This window comes from Rhizobium beringeri (assembly GCF_004306515.1).
GTDB lineage: Bacteria > Pseudomonadota > Alphaproteobacteria > Rhizobiales > Rhizobiaceae > Rhizobium > Rhizobium beringeri.
The window spans coordinates 4,310,189-4,333,036 of sequence record NZ_SILG01000001.1; the positions used below are offsets into that span (position 1 = coordinate 4,310,189).

The window sequence follows — 22,848 nt, forward strand, 5'->3', positions numbered from 1 at the left end:
CGTTGCAGACATTAACAACCGGGCCGGGATACCTCCCGAGGATGACAGCGGCATGACAAAACGTCGCAGCATTGCGGCGGCCGCTTTCGCCTGCGGGCTCTAAGCGCAAAAACCTTGACTCCTGTGGAAAACCTTCTAAGAGCAACATCGGAAAAGGAATCTCCATGGTTCGCGACGAACACGCCATTGCCGAATGCAATGACCGGGCACGGGTTGCCGGGGTGGACATTGCCGTTCCGGTTTCTGCCAAAACCAAGGCCAAAACGACGACGAAAACCGTCTGACGTCTCTGGCCTGCCGCTCTCTCCCCGGCTCGGCTGGGGACAGGAAGACGCGATTAATCGCGCCTTTCCCCTCACCGGACAAGAGGAGAGAAGAGAAAGAGAGCTTGAGAAATGGGTTTCAAAGTAGCAGTTGCGGGAGCGACCGGAAATGTTGGCCGGGAGATGCTCAACATCCTCTCCGAGCGAGGCTTCCCCGCCGATGAGGTCGTGGCACTCGCCTCCTCGCGTTCGCAGGGCACCGAGGTTTCCTACGGTGACCGGACGCTGAAGGTCTCCAATCTGGAGAATTACGATTTCTCCGATACCGACATCTGCCTGATGTCGGCCGGCGGCGAGGTCTCCAAGAAGTTCTCGCCGAAGATCGGCCAGCAGGGCTGCATCGTTATCGACAATTCCTCGGCCTGGCGCTACGACGCCGACGTGCCGCTGATCGTGCCGGAAGTGAACCCGGATGCCATCAGCCAGTTCACCAAGCGCAACATCATTGCCAATCCGAATTGCTCGACCGCCCAGCTGGTGGTGGCGCTGAAGCCGTTGCACGACTTCGCCAAGATCAAGCGTGTCGTTATCTCGACCTACCAGTCGGTCTCCGGCGCCGGCAAGGACGGCATGGACGAGCTGTTCAATCAGACGCGCGCCGTCTTCGTTGCCGATCCGATCGAGAACAAGAAGTTCACCAAGCGTATCGCCTTTAATGTCATCCCGCACATCGACGTCTTCATGGAGGACGGCTACACCAAGGAAGAATGGAAGGTGCTGGCCGAGACGAAGAAGATGCTCGACCCGAAGATCAAGGTGACCTGCACGGCGGTGCGTGTGCCGGTTTTCATCGGTCATTCGGAATCGGTCAACATCGAATTCGAAAACGAGATCACTGCCGACCAGGCCCGCGACATCCTGCGCGATGCACCGGGCTGCCTCGTCATCGACAAGCGCGAGGACGGCGGCTACATCACGCCATATGAATCCGCGGGCGAGGATGCGACTTACATCTCGCGCATCCGCGAGGATGCAACGGTCGAAAACGGCCTCAACATCTGGGTGGTCTCCGACAATCTGCGCAAGGGTGCTGCGTTGAACGCCATCCAGATCGCCGAGCTGCTCGTCAATCGCGGCCTTGTCAAGCCGCGCAAGCAGGCCGCCTGATACCATTTGTAAACCATAATATGCTAAAGCCCTGCTGATGAAGGCAGGGCTTTTTGCCGAGCCGTAGGCGCCCTCTATCCATAAGCGCTTACTAAAAGGTGATCGTGACAAAATCGCCTTCGGCTGGCATTCTGCCCGGCGTCAAGCCAAGCTATGCCGCCCGAGACCGTGTAGCGGTTTTGGAGCAACGACATGAACAGAACGAAGATTTAAGGCGCGTCGCATGGTCCCGATCGGCCGCGGCGCTTCAGCAGACCGGAGCGGGGTTCCTCATGCGCATGACAACATTCCTTCTGGCGGCGTTTACGGCAGCCGGCGTTCTCCACGCGCTGCCGGCAGCGGCCCAGGGCGCCCAATGTGGCAATAATAGCAGCGGTTTCACTGCCTGGGTCGCCGACTTCAAGCAGGAAGCGGCGGCAAATGGCGTCAGCCGCTCGGTCCTCGACCGCGCCTTCGCCAACGTCAATTACAACAAGCCGACGATAGCCGCCGACCGCGGCCAGAAGAGCTTCAAGCTCTCCTTCGACGCTTTCATGCAGAAACGCGGCGGTGCCACGGTCATCTCCCGCGGCCGCAGCATGAAGGCCGCCAACCAGGCGCTTTTTGCCTCGATCGAGCGCCGTTTCGGCGTTCCGGCCGGCCCGCTGATTGCGATCTGGGGCATGGAGACCGGTTTTGGCAGCTATATGGGCAACCAGCATACCCTGTCGGCTGTTTCAACCCTTGCCTATGACTGCCGTCGTTCGGAATATTTCACCGACCAGCTCTATGCCGCGCTCCAGCTCGTCTCCGAAGGTTATCTGAGCCCTCAGGCCAAGGGTGCCGCCCATGGTGAAATCGGCCAGACGCAGTTTCTGCCGCGCAATGTCGTGCGCTTCGGCGCCGACGGCGACGGCGACGGCCGCGTCGACATGGTCGGTTCCCGCGCTGATGCGCTGGCCTCGACAGCGAATTTCCTCAAGGGCCATGGCTGGCGCGCCGGCGCCGGCTATCAGCCTGGAGAGCCGAATTTCGTCGCCATCCAGGGCTGGAACGCCGCCAGCGTCTACCAGCAGGCGATAGCCTATATCGGCCAGCAGATCGACGGCAGATAAGCCTTTATCGACACCCATACCCGAAAACGCCGCTGCGATATGCGGCGTTTTTCATTTGCGGAAATCAAAGCCGCCGCCCGACGCCGCCTTGCGTCGCTCCTCCTGGGCCGGGGCCGGCAGGGTCGGTCCCGAGACGACGCAATTGCGGCCGGAGGCTTTGGCGGCATAAAGCGCCAGGTCGGCGCGCTTGACCAGATCCTCGAAGTTCCGGTTGGTGGCTTCATTCGCCCGTCCGGCACATCCGAAACTCGCCGTCACCTTGAGAACATCGCCGCTCGGCAGGGGGATTTCCGTCGCCTCGATTGCCAGCCGCACGCGCTCGGCAACGATTGCGGCATCGTCGGGCGTCGAATCCGGCAGAAGCGCCAGGAACTCCTCGCCGCCATGGCGCACCAACAGATCGAAGGAACGAAAATTCTCACGGGCAACGCCCGCGACCTGCCGGAGCACGGCATCGCCGGCGTCATGCCCGTGAACATCGTTGATCTTTTTGAAATGATCGAGGTCGAAGAGCACGACGGAAATCCAGCGCGACCCATGCTCGGCCTGTGTCAGAAGCGCCGATGCGGCGACCTCGAAGCCGCGCCTGTTGTAAAGGCCGGTCAGAAGATCGGTCTGGGCGGCGCTACGCAACTCGCCCACCAGCGTCTCCCGATCCTGCGTCAGCCGGTCGATCAGCCGCAGCCCCTTTGCCGCCAGTACCATCACCAATGTGGCGAGAATCAGCAAGCCGGCACACAGCGCCAGGATCCGCGTCAGGTGAATGTGCGAGCGCATCGAAAGATTTTCGCCGGTCTCATGAATATCTTTTGCGGCCTCGATCATCTTCTGCTGCAGGAAGGTCATGCGTTCGCTCTGCGCGGCGGCCCAGACGTCATGCACGGCCCATGTCGGCCGCGATCCGGCGAGGATGGCATCGGTGATCGCATTCGCCTTCACCTGGCCGCTGCGGCCGAGATAGGCAACGATGTCGCGCACGATCGGCGCCGAGGAATGGAAGACCATATGATCCATGCCCTCACCGAGCATGACCTTGCCCTGCACGAACAGCTCCACCGGCAATCTGGCGGAAACACCGTGATCGAGGTAGCGGGTGCCAACGCCGGTAATCAGCCTTTCGCCGTAATAGGTCAGCAGGATGCCCATCAGCTGGTTGGATTTCTCAAGCAGCACTGGATCGCTGATCAGCGGAGAAAGCGCATCGACGACAGCAAGCTGCTTGAGAGCCGCATACCAGTAGATGGAACCGGGATCGCTGCCGGTATAACGCCCCTGGTCGACGGCGCTGCGCGCAGCGATGATGCGGCTGTAGGCAAGGCTGAGAATCGATAATTCGCCGACGAGCCCCTCGTCGAGCGCATCGCGGGAGGGCAGGCTGGCATAAAAAGCGAGGCGTTCGCGATCGAGCGTCACCCTGCTTTGCTGCATGTCGGCGGCAGTCCCGCTGTTGGGACGCGCGAGGTAGCGGCGGGTGGCACCAATTTCACTCAGGATCTCCGTGGCGGCGATGGACCCGCCACGGGCAAGCACATCGGCAAACTGCCGGTCCTTTTCGAGATCCCGGTATTGTGTGACCGAAGCCCGAATGACGACGACGCCTTCAATGAGCATGAAGACGAAGGGCAGCATGATAGCGGCCAGGATAACCTTTTTGATGGTTTCGAACTTCATCGCCAATCGCCACGGTGATCAAAACCTCGGTCGTACCCGACCAATTGACGGCGAGCTTAACAACAATCCTTAAAAAACTGATAAACCGGCATGTCCCTAGATTTCGGGACGAATGAAGTCGCGTGTCTCGGCGTCCATGACCCAGAGTTCACCGGTCGAAATGTCGAACCAGGCGCCGTGGAGATGAAGGTTTCCCGCTTCCTCGAGAGCCTTGATGTCGGGGAAGCTTCTGAGATTGTTGATTGAATTGCGGATGGAGACACGCTCCAGCGCCGTTTGCCGCTCGGCGGCCGTCATCACGTCGTTGCTCTGGATCTGCTCGGCGGCAGGTTTGACCAGCGACATCCAGCGGCCGATGAAGTCGCCAGGCGACAATGGCTCGGCATTCGGATCGAGCGCAGCGCGGATGCCGCCGCAGCGGCCGTGACCCATCACGACGATATCCGAGACCTTCAGCACCTGCACGGCAAATTCGAGTGCGGCCGACGTCGAATGAAAATGGCCATCCGGCTCGTAGGGCGGGACCATGTTGGCAACGTTGCGAATGACGAAGAGCTCGCCCGGGCCGGCATCGAAGATCAGCTCCGGTGCCGCGCGAGAATCCGAACAGGCAATGACAAGCGTATGGGGACTTTGACCGTTTTCGGCAAGCTGCCGATACCTGTCGCGGGCGTCGGAATAGCGCCCGTTCATGAAGTTGCGATAGCCGTCCAGAAGAGGGTTTGGAAAACGCTGCATGCTTCTGGATTAGCGCGCGCGGACGACAAGATCAACTGCTGCACCGCAAAATGAACATATTGGCAGATGCGTCACTTTTTCCGCCGCTGCGCCGGGTGCAAAAGCCGGCGCATCTGCACCATGGCCATCGGCGTCGAAAGGCTGGAAGCATCACTTGCCAGCATCAACTCGTTGCTGCCGCGCTTGACGGCCCGCGCAAGCACCTCGAAGACGCTGGCGGTGGCAAGCTGCAGCGCCTTTTCGTCCTCGAGCCCGGAAAGCAGGCGCGACAGGAAGACGGCGGCGAGCAGGTCGCCGAGACCATTCGGCGGGTTTTCGACGACGCGGTGCTCGGCAAGAAGCGCATGGCGACCGGAAAGATAAAGATTGCCGGTACCCCCGGCCATCATCGGCACGGCTGAAGTGACGAGCATGCGCGATGGTCCGAGCGCGAGCGCCGCCTCCATGATCGTGTTGTTGTCTTCGAGGGCCGCCCCCGAAAGCCATGCGAGCTCGTACCGGTTCGGCGTCGCGAGCGAGGCGAGCGGAATGAGATGATCGCGAATAGCCTCTGCAGTTGCTTCCGGCACGTAAAGGCCGCCGAGATCGCCCATGACGGGATCGCAGACATAGAGCAGTTCGGGATTGTTTTGCCGGAGCGCACCGATCAGCCGGGCGACGGAGCGTGCCTGGGCGGCATTGCCGAAATAGCCCGAAAGCACCGCCTTGACTTCGCCGATCCAGGGCGCGCGGATCAGATCGTCGATCGCCGCGTCGAAATCCGTTTCCGCAAAAGTCAGTCGCGTCGAGCGGCCGTGGCCGGGATGCCAGGGCAGCACGATGGTCGGCATGGCCCAGACCGGATGACCGAGCGTCTCCAATGCAAAGACGGCAGCCCGGTTTCCGACCGAGCCACGCACCACATGGCTGGAAATGACGATGACTGCGCCCGCTGCATTTTCCGACATGATATCCAAGATCCGAATGATGACCGCGTTTGATGATCTTTTTGACGCCACGCTGTCAACCATTCTTCATGCGAGCGTGGAAATGTTCGCCGGAACGAAAAACTGGAAGACGGGACTTTCCCTTTCGTTTGGCGACGAGAGCGGAAAATCTCTTACAATTTCTCATTTCCAGCGCCAAAAAGCGCCAAAACAATCCTTCGGATCGCTCTTTTAGAGATTTTTTCGAAGAATCTTCTGCTAGCTTGCGAAAAATCAGACATTGAGGGAGGCGATCCATGGCTGCCAGAAACAATCCGAAACGGGAAAAGCAGATCGAAAGCGCGCGCAAGATCGCCAAGGCAACGGGTGAGGCGCATCTCGATCCGGAAATTCTCTTCGGCCGGGCAAGCAATGACGATCTTGAACTCTATACGCCGGAAATGCTGGCACTCTCCGCCGTGCATTCAGCAAAGGAACTCGACGCCTGGAACGGCAAGGCGCCTCGTGTCAGCATCGACACCATTGCCGATGTGACGCCTGACGGCATCGCGGTCTCGGTGCTTTCAGTCACCGATCAGAACATGCCTTTTCTTTTTGAATCAGCCATGGGCGAAGTGACGAGCACCTATCGCGACCTGTTCATGGCCGTGCATCCCATCCTGATCATGGAAAAGGGCAAGGCGCCGGCGCATTATTCCGCCGATCACCCAAGCGATCCGGCCAACCGCGTCAGCCATATCCAGCTTCATATCGCGCCGCTCAATTCTGCCCAGGCCGCCGATCTCGTCAAACGTATCGAAAAAGTGCTCGAACAGGTCCGCCTGTCGGTTTCCGACTGGAAGCCGATGGTTTCCAAGATCGACGGAGTGATCGCGGAGCTTGCGGCCAATGGCGCCAGCCGGAAAAAGGCCGATCGCGACGAAGCCGTCGCTTTCCTGACCTGGCTGCGCGATGAGAATTTCACGTTCCTCGGCATGCGGGAATATGTCTATTCCGGCAAGGGGAGCGATGCCAGGGTCGAGCGCGACAAGGGTGCTGGCCTCGGCATCCTCTCCAATCCCGATGTTCTGGTGCTGCGCACCGGCAAGGACGCCGTAACGACAACGCCTGAGATCCTTGCCTTCCTCGACGGCCCCGACTTCCTGATCGTCACCAAGGCGAATGTGAAATCGATCGTCCATCGCCGGGCCTATATGGATTATGTCGGCGTCAAGCGCTTCGACGCTGAGGGCAACGTCACCGGCGAGCTGCGCATCGTCGGCCTTTTCACCTCGACGGCCTATACGTCGCTCGCCTCCGAAATCCCGCTGCTGCGTTCCAAGATCGAGAAGGTGAAGGAACATTTCGGCTTCGACCCGATGAGCCATTCCGGCCGCATGCTCGACAACACGCTGGAATCCTATCCGCGCGACGACCTTTTCCAGATCGACACCACGCTGCTTGCAAGTTTTGCCGAACAGATCAACGACTTGGCCGATCGGCCGCGCGTGCGCGTCCTGCCGCGAATCGACCATTTCGACCGCTTCGTCTCGGTGATCATCTACGTGCCGCGCGAGGAATATGACTCGATCGTACGCGAACGGATCGGCACCTATCTGAAGACTGTCTATGACGGCCGTGTCTCTGCCTATTACCCGGCTTTCCCGGAAGGGGGCGTGGCGCGCGTGCATTTCATCATCGGCCGCTCGGGCGGCAAGACGCCGCGCATTCCGCAGGCAAAGCTCGAGCAGGCGATCCGCGAGATCACGGCCCGCTGGGACGGCCGTTTCGAGACGCTGGCCGGGGCCAAAGCGCCGAAGATATCCGTCGACCAAGCCTTCCAGGATTCCTTCACCCCGGAGGAAACCGTGGCCGACCTCGCCGATATCGGTGCCTGCGCCGCCGGCGAGCCGCTTCGCATCCAGTTCTACCATCGCCAGGAAGAGCACGGCCGCACCCTTTCCTTGAAGATCTTTCACGCCGGCGGCCAGCTGGCGCTGTCGCGCCGGGTGCCGCTTCTCGAGAATCTTGGCTTCAATGTCGTCAGCGAACGCACCTTCGACATCGGGGTACCTGCCGCTGATGGAGAAACCAAACTCGTCGTGCTGCACGACATGGAGCTCGAGGCCCGCAACGGCGGCGAAATCGATCTGCAGCGCTACGGCGCCGCCCTCGAGGAAGCCTTCGTCGCCGCCTTCGGCGGCACGATCGACAATGACAGCTTCAACCGGCTGATCCTTTCGGCCGGGCTCTCGGCGCGCGAGACGAACGTTCTGCGCGCCTATGCGCGTTATCTCCGGCAGGCCGGCATCGCCTATTCGCAGGATTATATCGCAACGACGCTCGACAAATATCCCGGTGTCGCCGCTGCCATCTTCCGTCTCTTCCATGACACGCTCGACACCAGGCTTGCGGAGAAGGCGCGCGTGAAGAAGCTTGCCGAATTGCATCAGGCGATCGAGACCGAGCTTGCCGACGTGCCGAGCCTTGACGACGACCGTATCCTGCGCCGCTACGTCAATATCGTCGATGCGACGCTGCGCACCAATTATTTCCAGAAGAACCCGGATGGCTCGCCGAAGCCGATGCTGGCCTTCAAGCTCGATCCCCATCTGGTGGACGGATTGCCGCAGCCGAAACCCTTCCGCGAGATGTTCGTCTATGGCGTCGAAGTCGAAGGCGTTCACCTGCGCTTCGGCAAGGTGGCGCGCGGCGGCCTTCGCTGGTCGGATCGCGCCGAGGATTACCGCACCGAGGTGCTCGGCCTCGTCAAGGCACAGCAGGTCAAGAACGCAGTCATCGTACCGGTCGGCGCCAAGGGTGGTTTCTATCCGAAGAAGCTTCCTGTCGGCGGCAGCCGCGACGAGATCTTCAATGCCGGCCGTGAAGCTTACAAGACCTATATCCGCACGCTGCTTTCGATCACCGATAATATATCGGGCGCCGATATCGTGCCGCCAAAGGATACGGTCAGGCTCGATGGCGATGACCCTTATTTCGTCGTCGCCGCTGACAAGGGCACTGCGACTTTCTCCGACACCGCCAATGCACTGGCGCAGGAAGCCGGCTTCTGGCTGGACGACGCCTTTGCCTCCGGCGGCTCGGCCGGTTACGACCACAAGAAGATGGGCATCACTGCCCGAGGCGCCTGGGAAACCGTGAAACGCCATTTCCGTGAAATGGACATCGATATCCAGACGACGCCCTTCACCGTCGCCGGCGTCGGCGACATGTCGGGCGACGTCTTCGGCAACGGCATGCTGCTCTCTCCCAAAATCCGGCTCATTGCAGCCTTCGATCACCGCGACATCATCATCGATCCCGACCCCGATATGGAAAAGACGCTGGCCGAACGCCAGCGGCTCTTCGACCTGCCGCGTTCAAGCTGGCAGGATTTCGACAAGGGCGTGCTGTCGAAGGGTGCAATGATCATTTCCCGTGCAGCGAAATCGGTCACGCTGACGCCGGAAGCGGTTGCCGCGATCGGCATCGATAAGGCCGTAGCCACGCCCTTCGAGATCATGATGGCGATCCTGAAGAGCCCGGTCGACTTGCTCTGGTTCGGCGGCATCGGCACCTATGTGAAAGCGCCGTCCGAAACTGACACCGAAGTCGGCGACCGCGCCAACGACCCGATCCGCATCACCGCGGTGGAGGTGCGCGCCAAGGTGATCGGCGAGGGCGCAAACCTCGGCGTCACCCAGAAGGGCCGCATCGCCTATGGGCTGAAGGGCGGGCGCTGCAACTCCGACGCCATAGACAACTCGGCCGGCGTCAACACCTCGGACGTCGAGGTCAACATCAAGATCGCGTTGGCAGCCGCCATGCATGACGGGCGCCTGACACGCGCAAAACGCGACCAGCTTCTTTCTTCGATGACCGGCGAAGTGGCGACCTTGGTGCTGCGCAACAACTACCTGCAGTCGCTGGCGATCTCACTGACGGAACGCAAGGGCACGGCAAACGGTCTGCAGCTTGGCCGCTTCATGACTGTGCTCGAGGGCGCCGGCCAGCTGAACCGCAAGGTCGAGACGCTGCCGGACGACCAGACCCTGGCCGAACGCTATACAGCCGGCAAGCCGCTGACGCGGCCGGAAATCGGCGTGCTGGTATCTTATGCCAAGATCGTGCTCTTCGACGCGCTGGCCGCAAGCGATCTGCCGGACGATCCATATTTCATCGCGACGCTTTTGAATTATTTCCCTGTGAAGATGCAGAAGTCGAATGCCGGCGATATCACCAGTCACCGCCTGAAGCGCGAAATCGTCGCGACCGTGCTTGCCAACGAAGCGATCAACCGTGGCGGACCAAGCTTCACCGTCGCCATGATGGACGCGACGGCAGCTTCTGCACCGGAAGTGGTGCGTGGCGCAATCGTGGCTAGAGACGGTTTCGACCTGACCCGCCTCTGGGCCGAGACGGACGCCCTGGACGGCAAGATATCAGGCGAGATGCAGAACCGCATCTACGAGGAGATCAGCCACAGCTTTATCGTGCTGACGCGCCTGCTGCTGAAAACGGGCATGACCAAGGCCGATATGGCGGAAGTGATTAGCCGGCTGCAGGCGGCCCTGAAGAAGCTGAAAACCGCCTTCGCCGGACAGGTGGCCGACGAGGTCGCCGCGCGCCAGGCGGAGTACAGCCAGGCGGGCCTGCCCGAAAAACTCGCGGCCGAGATCGCCAGCCTCCCGATCTTCGCATTGGTGCCGGAGATCATGCAGATCGCCGAGCGCACCGGCGAACCCCTGGTGCGCGCCGCCGAGAACTACATCGCGGTGTCGCAGACCTTCCGTATTGGCAGGCTGCTGGCGGCGGGCGGGCGGATCCTCACCTCAGACCATTATGAGAATCTTGCGCTTGCTCGCAGCATCGACCAAATCGCCAGCGCAAGGCGCGACATCGTCATCTCGGCTCTTTCCGATCACGGCAAGGAAAAGCTTCCAGTTCAAGCCTGGCATGCACAGGATCGCATCCGCATCAACCGCATCCTCGAGGAGCTTTCAAGCCTCAGCGACGGCGGTGATCCCAACCTTGCGCGTATTACCGTTGCTGCAGGTATCCTGACCGATCTTGCGCGCGACCGGGCGAGGTGAGACAGTCCGCGTCAAAAGAAGGAGCGGATGTTGAATCGCATTGACTGGACAGGAACGCAACCGCCGAAGGCCACGGAGAAGGGCATCTGGGGGTGGATGTTCTTCGATTGGGCAGCACAACCCTTCTTCACCGTGGTCACAACCTTTATCTTCGGACCCTATTTCGTTTCCCGCCTGACCGATGACCCGGTTTCCGCGCAGACGACGTGGAGCAACATGGCGACGATCTCCTCGGTGATCATCGCCCTGCTCTCACCCGTCCTCGGCTCAATCGCCGACCAGTCCGGCGCACGCAAACCCTGGATCGGCTTCTTCGCGATCATCAAGATCGCCAGCCTCTTCTGCCTGTGGTTTGCCGCCCCCGGTTCGCCTGTTGTCTATCCCGTCATTTTCATGATCCTCGCCTCGATCTCGGCGGAGTTTTCGATCGTCTTCAACGATTCGATGATGCCGCGCCTGGTCGGCAAGCACGAGGTCGGAAAGCTCTCCAACACCGCCTGGGGGCTCGGTTACCTCGGCGGCATAATCGTGCTCATTGCCGTCGTGACGCTTTTGGCGGCGAGCCCCGAGACCGGCAAGACCATCCTCGGTCTCGATCCGCTATTCGGCCTCGATCCTGAGACCGGTCAGGATGCACGCATCACCGGGCCGATCTCGGCCGTCTGGTATCTAATCTTCATCCTGCCGATGTTCTTCTTCACGCCGGATGTCGGCATGGGTCTTCCCTTCGGCACCGCCGTCCGCTCCGGCCTGCGGGAACTCAGCAATACGCTTGGCGAACTCAGAGAACGCCGCGGCATCCTGACATTCCTCATCGCCCGTATGATCTATCAAGACGGGGTCAACGGGCTGTTGATCCTTGGCGGTATCTTCGCGGCCGGCATGTTCGGTTGGGCGACGATCGAAATCGGCATCTACGGCATCATCCTGAATGTTGTCGCGATCTTCGGCTGCCTGATCGCCGGCCGCGTCGACAAGAGCGTCGGCTCGAAGGTGACCGTCGTCATCAGCCTCACCATGCTGCTTCTCGCCACCATCGGCATCATCTCGACAGGACCGGGTTACACCCTGTTCGGACTGATGCCGCTGCCGACGGCCGATTCCGGCGGCCTTTTCGGTACTGCGGCGGAAAAGGCCTATATCCTCTATGGTCTGCTGATCGGGCTCGCCTTCGGGCCGGTGCAGGCCTCGTCGCGCTCCTATCTCGCCCGCAGCGTCAGCCCGGAGGAAGCCGGCCGCTACTTCGGCATCTACGCGCTTTCAGGGCGCGCCACGAGTTTCATGGCGACGCTGTTCTTCTCGTTGGTGACCTATATGAGCGGATCACCGCGGCTCGGGATGGCAACGCTGATCCTGTTTCTTGCCGGCGGACTGGTGCTCTTGTTCCGCACGCCCTATCCGGCCGATCGGGCATAAGAACGAGCCCGATCAAGCCGAAGCCGGAGACGAGCGCGTGACCGCGCCCAATCCTCACTCAGTGCCGGAAATGGCGCATGCCGGTAAAGACCATCGCGACGCCGTGTTCGTTGGCGGCATCGATGACTTCCTGGTCGCGCATCGAGCCGCCCGGCTGGATAACCGCCGTCGCCCCTGCAGCGATCATCGACAGAAGACCGTCGGCAAAAGGCAGGAAGGCCTCGGAGGCGACCGCCGAGCCATGTGTCATCGGCACTGCAAGGCCAAGCGCCTTGGCGGCCTCTTCGGCCTTCAGCGCGGCGATGCGGGCGGAATCGACGCGGCTCATCTGCCCGGCGCCGATACCGGCGGTCTGGCCGTCCTTGGCATAGACCACGGCATTCGATTTCACATGTTTAGCGACCTTGAAGGCGAACTTCATGTCATCCAGTTCCCGTGCCGTCGGCGCGCGCTTGGTGACGACCTTGAGTTCCAGATCCTCGACCATGCCGTTGTCGCGGCTCTGGACGAGCAGGCCGCCGGAAACGGTCTTCGCCGTCAGGCCTGCGGCACGCGGATCGGGCAGGCCGCCGGCGGACAGCAGCCGCAGGTTCGGCTTACGGGCGACGATCGCCTTTGCCTCCTCCGTGACATCGGGCGCGATGATCACTTCGGTGAAGAGCTTGACGATCTCCTCGGCCGTTTCGGCATCCAGCGTCCGGTTGAGCGCGATGATGCCGCCGAAGGCGGAAACGGAATCGCAGGCGAGCGCCCGCTGATAGGCCTCGACCAGACTGGATCCGGTGGCAACGCCGCAGGGATTGGCGTGCTTGATGATGGCGCAGGCCGGCGCCTTCTCAGGCAGGAACTCGGCGACGAGTTCGTAGGCGGCATCCGTATCGTTGATGTTGTTGTAGGAGAGCTGCTTGCCCTGGAGAAGGGCGGCTGTCGAAACACCCGGACGCTTCTCGCCGGTCACATAGAAGGCGGCCTTCTGATGCGGGTTTTCGCCGTAGCGCATCTCTTCCTTCAGCGCGCCGCCGATAACCCGGTGGCGCGGCGTGTCGATCGACAGCGCCTCGGCGAACCAATTGGAGATCATTGCATCATAGGCGGCGGTGCGGGCATAGGCCTTGGCGGCCATACGCTGGCGGAAGGCATAGGCGGTCTTGCCGTCATCTGCGGAAAGCTGCTCCAGCAGCTCGGCATAATCGGCCGGATCGGTCAGGGTCGTCACATAGGCATGGTTCTTGGCCGATGCGCGGATCATCGCCGGACCGCCGATGTCGATATTCTCGACCGTCGTCGGATAGTCGCCGCCGGCGGCGCGCACCTCCTCGAAAGGGTAGAGGTTGATGACCGCGAGGTCGATGCCCTCGATGCCGTGTGTTTTCATCGCATCCTGGTGTTCCCCGTCGTCACGGATCGCCAGCAGGCCGCCATGCACCATTGGGTGCAACGTCTTGACGCGCCCGTCCATGATCTCGGGAAAACCGGTAATTTCGGAGACATCGGTGACGGCAAGACCGGCCGCAGCGATCGTTTTGTAGGTGCCGCCGGTCGAGAGCAGGCGTACACCTCTGGCAGACAAGGCGTGGGCGAGTTCGACGATCCCGGTCTTGTCGAAGACGGAAATGAGCGCGGTCTTGATTTCGACCTTGTCGGGGGCGGGGATCTTCTTGGAAATGACGGCCATGAAACCTTCTCCGTTCGGGCTTCGGGAGGACATCCGCAAGGGATGTTTGCATGCTGGCGCCGCGTTAGCACAGGTTTGCCGCCGCGCAAACAGGCGTCAGAGCAGATGTCTAAAAGCACGAGCCATTTTTGGATGGCATCATACCTTACTTCCTTGCTGTGAATGTGATCCCCATCTTTGACCACTCGGCCTAAAATCATCCGCCTCTAGCTTTTGCGGGATAGGAACCAGCGGATTTCCGTTTTCTCGGCAAGATCGAAGTCGATTTCGATCTGGTCCGAACCGCAGATGCCGGAGCTGTCGGCAAAGAAAATGTCCTCGGCGATCAGCACTTCATTGCCGGGCGCCGAAAACAGCCAGCTTTCGCCGTCCGGCGCCGTCAGCAGCACGGACTCCCCGTCACTCTGATGCAGGACGATCGAGGGATGGATATGAAAACGGGCGACGGCCTTCAAAGGTTCGTCATGCTCATATCCTTCGCGGACGACGAGCCGATCGCGGCCCGTCACGATCGAGCCTGCGGCATTGAGTGTCAGCTCACGCTCGTGCAGCACCCCGAACACCCTGAGATAACCGTCATGGCTGAGCTTGATGCCGTCGCGTCCGTCCTCGGTTTCGGCGCGCTCAACAGTGATGGTTCTCACCGGTTCGGTGATCGCGTGATTAAGGAAGGGTGAGGGCGAAAAACGGCTGGACGACGTGTCGTTGAGGATGACGGTCGAATGCGCCGCCGTCGTGCGCGCCATCTGGACATAACGGTGCCCGGCAAATTTCGGCGAACCGGAATTGACGATGAAGCGATGGCGGCCGGACGACATCTCGAAGGAGAGGCTGCCGGCATGCACGGTCCGAAGTGCGCCTCCCGAAGGCGGCGTGCCGGTATCGGCAATAATCACCGTCTTTCCCCCGGAAAGCCGCTGATAGCGCGATTGCGGCAAAGCCTTGAACGGCTGGCCGGCAGTCTCGTCATATCGCAGCACCGACATCAGCTCGTTTGCGAGCGTCGAGGTCGCCCCGTTGAACAGCGCTAGATCCCCGTCCTGATGGCGAAAGAACCGCAATGCCGGATACATCCGATCTATGCCGGAGATCAGCTTCTGCGGCAGGTCATGGCCGAGATTGACATAGGTCTGCCTGAGCGGCAGCAGATCGAGCAGCAGTTCCAGCCCGACGCGCGGATTGCGCGACACATGGCCGCCATCTGGCAGAATCTGGCTATCGAATTCACGGTCGAGTGCCTGCGCCGCCCTTCTCAGCGTGGAGGCGCGCGCCGGCATGGCAACGGAGGCCATGGCGAGCGCGATGCGCAACCGAAACAGCTCCAAGCCGCCGAGGGTGAACGGCGCCATGCGGCGCAGGAACCTCACCTGGAACGCCAGCGACTTCATGAAGCGGCGATAGAAGCCGCGGTCGGCGTTCTGCAACACCACCGGCGAATGCGACAGCCAGGCGATAACGCGTTGGGCGGTAACGTCGGTCTCCCAGGCAATCCCCTCCATGCGACCGGCATGGATGGAAAGCCAGCTGTCGACGATCGCGCGGGCCGCAGCCGAACTACGCTCCGTCTTGTTCGCCCGCATATGCCGCAGCCAGCCGAAGCTGTGGAGACGCGTCGCGAAGGGGCGCGAGGGCAGGGTGAAGGTGAAGGGCGACTTTCCGTTTGTTTCCAGCATGCGCCCGGCCAGGAGAAACCGTCCGTTGAGGATCTCGTCGGCCACATGTGGATCGATGCTGCGGAGATCGGTCGGCGCGACGATCAGACGCTCGGGCACCTTGATCGAATGACGAAAGAGCTTCAGGCGCAGCAACGCGACGCGGCGCAAGGCGCGCCGCCAAGCCTCCCGAACATACATGCTCGCAAAACGCCGACCGGACTGCATATTCTATTGTCTATTGACCCTCGTGGTTAAGAATAGGTGAAAAGCGGCCGATTTCATCGTCCGCAATGAATTAATTCGTGACAAGGTTCGAATATACGCAAATTAACGCGTTTCACCTGAAATCATGCGGGCGGTTTTGGAGAACGGCATGCGTGACACGAGGCTATGAAGCACCTCGTTTAGTGCGAGCGTGCGAGCGCTCAAGCCTTGCAATCAGGCCACGCGCCGCAGCACAGCCGCATAGAAGCCGTCGAGGCCGGAGCCGATGCCATCAGGCATTTTCAGCATGGTGGGAAGCGTGCGGAATTCGCCGAGCGGCGTGATCGCCGCCTCAAGGCCGGGCCAGTCACCGGCGCCGATCGGAACGCGCTCGACCGCATCCGTATCGGAAAGAACACGGGCGACGACTTCCTCACCCTCGAGAGGATCGAGCGAACAATTCGAAAAAACCAGTGTGCCACCCGGTTGCAGCAATGTCAGCGCATGACGCAGCAGCCGCTCCTGCAGCGCCGCCAGCCTGGCGATATCCTCAGGCCCCTTGGTCCACAACACGTCAGGGTGCCGGCGTGTCGTGCCGGTAGAAGAACAGGGAGCATCGAGCAGGATCGCAGCGAAGCGTTCCGCCGGCTCGAATGTCGTCAGGTCTGCCGCAATCGTCTCCGCTTTGAGGCCGAGCCGGTCGAGATTCGAGCGCAGCCGTCTCAGCCGGCTTTCCGACTGGTCGAGTGCGGTGACTGCGCCGCCGGCAAGGATGAGCTGCGCCGTCTTGCCGCCGGGCGCAGCACAAAGATCGGCGGTGCGTTTGCCGGAGAGATTGCCGAACAGCTTCGCCGGGATGCTTGCTGCCGCATCCTGCACCCACCACGCGCCCTCATCGAAGCCTTCGAGCGAAGGAATGCCGCCGTCGAAGGCGGCGAGCCGCACGCCGCCCGTGGGCAGGACGACGCCGGTAAGCCGCTTCGCCCAACCTTCGGGGTCGGACTTGACGGTCAGATCGATTGCGGCCGGTTCGAGCTGGGATTCCGAAATCGCCAGCGCCGTCTCCCGGCCATAGGCCTTTTCCAGCCTGGCGATGAACCAGGCCGGCATCGGCGCGACGTTGCCGATCTCATCAAGCACCTGCTCCTTCTCGCGGCCGAGCCGGCGGAGGATGGCATTGACCAGCTTGGCGAAACGGCGATTTCGTGGATCCAGATTGGCCTGCTCGACGGCAAGATCGACAGCCGAATGATCCGGCACATCGAGATAGAGGATCTGCGCCGCCCCGATTGCGAGCACATGATGCAGCGCCCTTGCGCCCTCCGGCAGCGGCGAATCCAGCAATGCGGCAATCGCGGCATCGATGCGCGGCAGATGGCGCAGCGTCGTGTTCAGGATGGCGCGGACGAGCGCCCGGTCGCTTTCGCCGAGCGCCCTATAGGCCGGATTGCCGTGTTCATGATCGAGAGCACCGTCGAGCGGCAGCTTGCGGTCGACGACGGCTGCAAGAATTTTTGCCGCCGCGGCCCGGGCCTGCAGACCGGGCTTATCAGGCGCAGATCGCTCAGTGGAGGGCTTATGCTTGCGGAATGGCTTCTTCGTGCCGTCTGAATTCAAGACCACGGACCTTTTGGCGGTTGCGAACCACCGCGACCAAGACCCGTATCCGGAACAGAGCGCGATTTGCGCGACGGATTAGCAGCACGAGCCGGCGACGTCGAGACATTCATGCCGCCTTGCGCCATGTCGTGCAGCGCAGCGATGCGGTTTTCCGTGTTCGGATGCGTGGAGAACAGATTGTCCATACGCTCGCCGGAGAGCGGATTGATGATGAACATATGTGCCGTCGCCGGGTTGCGCTCGGCGTCCGCGTTCGGCACGTGGGCAGCGCCGCGCGCGATCTTGCCGAGCGCCGAAGCGAGCCAGAGCGGGTTGCCGCAGATCTCGGCACCGCGGCGGTCTGCCGAATATTCGCGCGTGCGGCTGATCGCCATCTGCACCAGCATGGCGGCGAGCGGCGCCACGATCATCGCGACGAGGACGCCGACGAAGCCGAGGGGATTGTTGTTGTTCTCGCGGTTGCCGCCGAAGAAGAAGGCGAAGTTGCCGAGCATAGAGATCGCGCCGGCAAGTGTTGCCGTGATCGTCATCGTCAGCGTGTCGCGGTTCTGAATGTGCGCCAGTTCATGCGCCATCACGCCTGCGACCTCCTCCGGAGACAAGGCGCTGAGCAGGCCGGTCGAGGAGGCGACGGCGGCATTATCGGGATTGCGGCCGGTGGCGAAGGCATTCGGCTGCGGGCTGTCGTAGAGATAGACCTTCGGCATCGGCAGGCCGGCATTGTGGGCGAGATCGCGCACGATCCGGAAGAATTCCGGCGCATTGCGCTCATCGACCTCCTGCGCGTGATAGGCCGAAAGCACCATCCGGTCGGAATTCCAGTACGAAAAGAAATTCATGCCGGCGGCAATGACGAACGCGATCATCATGCCGGCCCGACCGCCGATCAGGAAGCCGACAAACATGAAAAGCGCCGTCATGAAGGCAAGCAACATGGCAGTGCGAACGAGGTTCATTGCGGATCTCCATCTCCGATTTCGGCGTCACAAGCTTTTAATCCCGGCACCGGCGCATTATGATTTGGTTATTCACCAGCCATTTTCAATATTTCCGGCAGGAGACGGCCATGCAGGACGCCGATAACGACAATAGCGAAACGCCGATGGCCGGGGGAACGGAGCCGCCGCGCAAGATGCTGTCCCCGGCTGCCAGACGCGCCCTTGCCGAAGCCGAGGAGCGGCGAAAGAACCAGAAGCCGCTGGAGCTGCCGCCGGAGATCGGCGGCCGCGGCGGAGCCGAGCCGGCGCGCTTCGGCGATTACGAAATCAATGGCCGAGCGATTGATTTCTAAGTCAATATTCCTATTGGCGTCTTACGATCGAAATAGCCGAGAACCCGGCTAACGAACGAGTGAGCCGCTCCGGAACCGAACGGACCGGAGCAGCTCAATATGTCAGGCGGTTGCCTTGTTTTGCCGATTGGCGATCAGATCGTCGACCACGGCCGGATCGGCAAGCGTCGAGGTGTCGCCGAGAGCACCGAAATCGTCTTCGGCGATCTTGCGCAGGATGCGGCGCATGATCTTGCCGGAGCGGGTCTTAGGCAGGCCGGGCGCAAACTGGATCTTGTCAGGCGCAGCGATCGGGCCGATTTCAGCACGAACATGTTTCACCAGATCCTGGCGAAGCGTATCCGATCCCTCGTGACCGGCCATCAACGTCACGTAGCAATAAATGCCCTGGCCCTTGATCGGATGCGGATAACCGACGACTGCGGCTTCCGAAACCAGGTTGTGAGAGACAAGCGCGGATTCCACCTCTGCCGTGCCGAGCCGGTGGCCGGAGACGTTCAGTACGTCGTCGACGCGGCCGGTGATCCAATAATAACCGTCCGCATCGCGCCGGCAGCCGTCGCCGGTGAAATACTTGCCCTTGTAGGTGGAGAAATAGGTCTGAATGAAGCGCTCGTGATCGCCATAGACCGTGCGCATCTGACCCGGCCAGCTGTCGGTGATGCAGAGATTGCCGTCGGCCGCGCCTTCCAGCACCTTGCCCTCATTGTCAACAAGCTGCGGCTTGATGCCGAAGAACGGGGTCGTCGCCGAACCGGGTTTCAGATCGGTGGCGCCAGGCAGCGGCGTGATCATATGGCCGCCGGTTTCCGTCTGCCACCACGTATCGATGACAGGGCAGCGCTTGTCGCCGACGACATTGTAATACCATTCCCAGGCCTCGGGATTGATCGGCTCGCCGACCGTGCCGAGCAGGCGCAGCGAAGAGCGCGAAGAGCGCGTCACGAATTCGTCACCGGCCCCCATCAGCGAGCGGATCGCCGTCGGCGCCGTGTAGAAGATGTTGACCTTGTGCTTGTCGATGACTTCCCAGAAGCGGCCCTGATCCGGGAAATTTGGCACGCCCTCGAACATCAGCGTCGTCGCGCAGTTCGCAAGCGGCCCGTAGACGATGTAGGAGTGACCGGTGACCCAGCCGACATCTGCCGTACACCAGTAGACGTCACCGTCGTGATAATCGAAGACATATTCATGCGTCATCGCCGCATAGACGAGGTAACCGCCCGTCGTATGCAGCACGCCCTTCGGCTTGCCGGTCGAGCCTGACGTATAAAGAATGAAGAGCGGATCTTCCGCCTTCATCTTCACCGGCGGGCATTCCGCCTTCACCGTGGCGATCTCCTGGTGATGCCAGAGATCGCGGCCCGGCGCCCAGCCGGTCTTGCCGCCGGTGCGGCGAACGACCAGCACCTTGCTGACCCTGACATGCTGTCGAGCGGCGATATCGATCGCCGTATCGGTATTGTCCTTCAGCGGCACCGGCTTGCCGCCGCGCACGCCTTCGTCGCAGGTGATGACGAAGGTGGATTCGCAGTCGACGATGCGCCCCGCCAGCGCCTCGGGCGAGAAACCGCCGAAGACGACCGAATGCACCGCGCCGATGCGGGCGCAGGCGAGCATCGCATAGGCGGCTTCGGGGATCATCGGCATGTAGATGGTGACGCGATCGCCCTTCTTGACGCCGTGCTTCTTCAAGACGTTCGCCATCCGGCAGACATGCTCGTAGAGCTCGTTATAGGTGACCTTCTTGTCGATATAGGGGTTGTCGCCCTCCCAGATGATCGCCACCTGGTCGCCATTCGTTTTCAGGTGACGGTCGATGCAGTTATAAGAGACGTTTGTCTGACCGTCCTCGAACCACTTGATCGAAACCTTGCCGGTAAAGGAAGTGTTCTTGACCTTGGTATATGGCTTGAACCAGTCGATCCGCTTGCCGTGCTTGCCCCAGAACTTGTCCGGGTTCTCGACGCTTTCCTCGTACCATTTCAGGTACTTTTCCTTATCGATCAGGGCGCGCGCCTTCACCGGCTTCGTGACCGGATAGATCTTCTCCGACATGCAACTCCTCCTCATGGGACATGCGACGGGCCGCGTGAGCTATGCAGGGCCCGGATTTGAAATCACGGCAATTCATAGCAGTTCGCATCGCCACGGCAATTAGACAAAGGTCATTTCATTTCGGAAGAATTGCAATTATGCGACAGTGCGGTTATATAGCGGCATATTTCCCGGACATTGTGGTGACAATCCACGGACCGCGACCGGCGCGGACGATAGAAGGACTATATCCATGGCTCAAACACTGCTCATGCCGAAGGCGACCGCCATCTGGCTCGTCGACAATACGGCACTGTCTTTCGATCAGATCGCGCAGTTCTGCAAACTGCATCCGCTCGAAGTCAAGGCGATCGCCGACGGCGAAGCCGCGCAGGGCATCAAGGGCCTCGACCCGATCTCGACAGGACAGCTTTCCCGCGACGAGATTGCCCGCGCCGAGGCCAATCCGAACCACAAGCTGAAGCTTTCCGAACCGAAGGTGCGCGTGCCGGAATCCAAGCGCCGCGGTCCGCGTTATACGCCGGTTTCCAAGCGTCAGGACCGCCCGAACGCCATTCTCTGGCTCGTTCGCAACCATCCGGAGCTGAAGGACGCGCAGATTTCCCGGCTGGTCGGCACGACGAAGTCGACCATCGAGCAAATCCGCGAGCGCACCCACTGGAACTCCGCCAACCTGGCGCCGATGGATCCGGTAACGCTCGGCCTCTGCAGCCAGATCGATCTCGACATGGAAGTGGAAAAGGCCTCCAAGGGCCGTCCGCTGCCGACCGCTGCCGAGCTTGGCGCGACGCTGCAATCGGCTCAGGAAACCGAGCGCCTGACCCCGAGCTACGAGCGCGAAGAGGAAAAAGAAAAGGAAATCGACGCCGACGCCGTCTTCCGCAAGCTGAGCTCGCTGCGCTCGGCCCCGAAGGACGAGGACGACGATCAGTACTGAGGTATCAGCGATTTCATGAAAAACCCCGCAGGTATGAGCTGACCGGCGGGGTTTTTTGTTGCAGATTGCCTGTTTCGAATTAGCTGCGGAACAGGGTGAGAATGTTCTGCGCCGAACTGTTGGCGATCGAGAGCGACTGGACGGCGAGCTGCTGCTGCGTCTGCAACGCCGAGAGCTTGCTTGATTCCTCTTCCATATCGGCATCGACCAAACGGCCGACGCCGGAGTCGATCGAATCGTGCAGACCGCTGACGAATGTTTCCTGCAGCTGAATACGGGTCGAGATCGAGCCCAATGCCGAGCCGGCGGCGGTCATAGCGCCGAGAACCAGTTCGACACCGGTCAGGGCTGCGTCAAGCTGACCCTGGGTGAAACCGGTGATGTCGAGATCATATATTGACGCCATGACGATGACGGTGCCGCCATAGGTTCCGTTGAAGGCCGTGCCGATGATACCGCTTGATGTCTCGATCGCACCGGTGCTCGTCATGCCGAAAAGCACGTTTCCAAGCGAGCCCGAATCGAGCACATAGTCCGTCATCTTGACGGAGACGGCATTGCTGCCGTCGCGGACGAAGGACGAAACGACGCTCTTCGTGCCGGAAGCGCCGGCAACCCAGTTTTCGCCAGAGAAGGACGCCGACTGGGCGATGCTGAGCAGCTGCTCCTGCAGCTGGTCGAGTTCTTGCTGGATCTTCGTCTTGTCGACGCCCTTTTCCGTGGCGGCGACGATCTTGGCCTTGATGTCGCTGACGACATCGAGCGCGCTGTCCATAGCCGAATAGGCCGTATCGACCTTCGCCGCGCCGAGACCGAGCGCGTCGGAAACGGCCGAGAGCGCCTTGTTGTCAGAACGCATGGTCGTAGCAATCGACCAGTAAGCGGCATTGTCAGCCGCCTTTTCGACACGATAACCCGATGAAACGCGACCCTGGGTGTCCTTGAGGCTATCGTTTACGCCGCGCAAAGTCTGCAGCGCTGCCATAGCAGCGTTGTTGGTAAGGATGCTTGTCATGATCCGTTCCACAATCGTTGAGAAAGGGGCAATCCGGACTAGGCCG

The 22,848-nt window shown here is 61.1% G+C and carries 17 protein-coding genes; 8 read left to right on the top strand and 9 right to left on the bottom strand.

From position 1 onward, the window contains the following. The first annotated feature begins 71 nt into the window (after positions 1-71). From ELH03_RS38670 to ELH03_RS21450, 3 genes are all read left to right on the top strand, one after another. Complete coding sequence (locus tag ELH03_RS38670; RefSeq protein WP_128404995.1) at positions 72-284, top strand: hypothetical protein; 213 nt, start codon at positions 72-74, stop codon at positions 282-284. A gap of 111 nt (positions 285-395) precedes the next feature. Continuing rightward, a complete protein-coding gene (locus tag ELH03_RS21445; protein ID WP_012759513.1) occupies positions 396-1,430 on the top strand; it encodes an aspartate-semialdehyde dehydrogenase in 1,035 nt (344 codons plus the stop codon). Positions 1,431-1,702: 272 nt separating this feature from the next. Then, positions 1,703-2,524 (top strand): lytic murein transglycosylase, encoded by an 822-nt coding sequence (locus ELH03_RS21450; RefSeq protein WP_128405005.1) that lies wholly within the window; start codon positions 1,703-1,705, stop codon positions 2,522-2,524. 51 nt (positions 2,525-2,575) lie between these two features. Here ELH03_RS21450 and ELH03_RS21455 read toward each other — a convergent pair whose 3' ends face one another. From ELH03_RS21455 to pdxY, 3 genes are all read right to left on the bottom strand, one after another. Then, the gene (locus tag ELH03_RS21455; protein WP_130766615.1) at positions 2,576-4,195 is read right to left on the bottom strand and encodes a GGDEF domain-containing protein; all 1,620 of its coding nucleotides are present in this window, start codon (positions 4,193-4,195) and stop codon (positions 2,576-2,578) included. A gap of 96 nt (positions 4,196-4,291) precedes the next feature. After that, positions 4,292-4,933 carry a carbonic anhydrase gene (locus ELH03_RS21460; RefSeq protein WP_018244137.1) on the bottom strand — a complete coding sequence of 214 codons (642 nt, stop codon included), beginning with the start codon at positions 4,931-4,933 and terminating at the stop codon, positions 4,292-4,294. A 71-nt stretch (positions 4,934-5,004) separates the two neighbouring features. Next, positions 5,005-5,880, bottom strand: a complete 876-nt coding sequence (gene pdxY / locus ELH03_RS21465; RefSeq protein ID WP_128404993.1) for a pyridoxal kinase PdxY — start codon at positions 5,878-5,880, stop codon at positions 5,005-5,007. On the opposite strand from pdxY, the gene ELH03_RS21470 reads away from it, so the two are divergent. The 3 genes from ELH03_RS21470 to ELH03_RS21480 all read left to right on the top strand — a co-directional run bounded on the left by ELH03_RS21470 (position 5,852) and on the right by ELH03_RS21480 (position 12,347). Then, positions 5,852-6,094 carry a hypothetical protein gene (locus ELH03_RS21470; RefSeq protein WP_233941726.1) on the top strand — a complete coding sequence of 81 codons (243 nt, stop codon included), beginning with the start codon at positions 5,852-5,854 and terminating at the stop codon, positions 6,092-6,094. The two genes, pdxY and ELH03_RS21470, sit on opposite strands and share 29 nt — an antisense overlap. Positions 6,095-6,155: 61 nt before the next feature. Continuing rightward, positions 6,156-10,931, top strand: a complete 4,776-nt coding sequence (locus ELH03_RS21475; RefSeq protein WP_130766616.1) for an NAD-glutamate dehydrogenase — start codon at positions 6,156-6,158, stop codon at positions 10,929-10,931. Between the two features lie 27 nt (positions 10,932-10,958). Next, positions 10,959-12,347 carry an MFS transporter gene (locus ELH03_RS21480; RefSeq protein ID WP_130766617.1) on the top strand — a complete coding sequence of 463 codons (1,389 nt, stop codon included), beginning with the start codon at positions 10,959-10,961 and terminating at the stop codon, positions 12,345-12,347. A 58-nt stretch (positions 12,348-12,405) separates the two neighbouring features. On the opposite strand, the gene purH is transcribed toward ELH03_RS21480, so the two are convergent. From purH to htpX, 4 genes are all read right to left on the bottom strand, one after another. Further along, a complete protein-coding gene (gene purH / locus ELH03_RS21485) occupies positions 12,406-14,022 on the bottom strand; it encodes a bifunctional phosphoribosylaminoimidazolecarboxamide formyltransferase/IMP cyclohydrolase (RefSeq protein ID WP_128404990.1) in 1,617 nt (538 codons plus the stop codon). A 206-nt stretch (positions 14,023-14,228) separates the two neighbouring features. Then, positions 14,229-15,902 (bottom strand): heparinase II/III family protein, encoded by a 1,674-nt coding sequence (locus ELH03_RS21490; protein ID WP_128404989.1) that lies wholly within the window; start codon positions 15,900-15,902, stop codon positions 14,229-14,231. A 213-nt stretch (positions 15,903-16,115) separates the two neighbouring features. Further along, positions 16,116-17,504, bottom strand: coding sequence for an RsmB/NOP family class I SAM-dependent RNA methyltransferase (locus ELH03_RS21495; protein ID WP_128401966.1), 1,389 nt, complete (start codon positions 17,502-17,504; stop codon positions 16,116-16,118). Continuing rightward, positions 17,495-18,457, bottom strand: coding sequence for a zinc metalloprotease HtpX (gene htpX / locus ELH03_RS21500; protein ID WP_128401967.1), 963 nt, complete (start codon positions 18,455-18,457; stop codon positions 17,495-17,497). Before htpX ends, ELH03_RS21495 begins: the two co-directional genes overlap by 10 nt. A 110-nt stretch (positions 18,458-18,567) precedes the next feature. Here htpX and ELH03_RS21505 point away from each other — a divergent pair, with 110 nt between their 5' ends. Beyond that, a complete protein-coding gene (locus ELH03_RS21505) occupies positions 18,568-18,792 on the top strand; it encodes a DUF1674 domain-containing protein (RefSeq protein ID WP_128401968.1) in 225 nt (74 codons plus the stop codon). Between the two features lie 102 nt (positions 18,793-18,894). Here ELH03_RS21505 and acs read toward each other — a convergent pair whose 3' ends face one another. Beyond that, positions 18,895-20,850 (bottom strand): acetate--CoA ligase, encoded by a 1,956-nt coding sequence (gene acs, locus ELH03_RS21510; protein WP_105007762.1) that lies wholly within the window; start codon positions 20,848-20,850, stop codon positions 18,895-18,897. A gap of 232 nt (positions 20,851-21,082) precedes the next feature. Here acs and ELH03_RS21515 point away from each other — a divergent pair, with 232 nt between their 5' ends. Further along, entirely contained in the window at positions 21,083-21,787 is a 705-nt protein-coding gene (locus ELH03_RS21515) for a DUF1013 domain-containing protein (protein WP_007632151.1), read from the top strand. A gap of 79 nt (positions 21,788-21,866) precedes the next feature. On the opposite strand, the gene ELH03_RS21520 is transcribed toward ELH03_RS21515, so the two are convergent. Further along, entirely contained in the window at positions 21,867-22,802 is a 936-nt protein-coding gene (locus tag ELH03_RS21520; RefSeq protein WP_018244147.1) for a flagellin N-terminal helical domain-containing protein, read from the bottom strand. Positions 22,803-22,848: the final 46 nt, after the last annotated feature.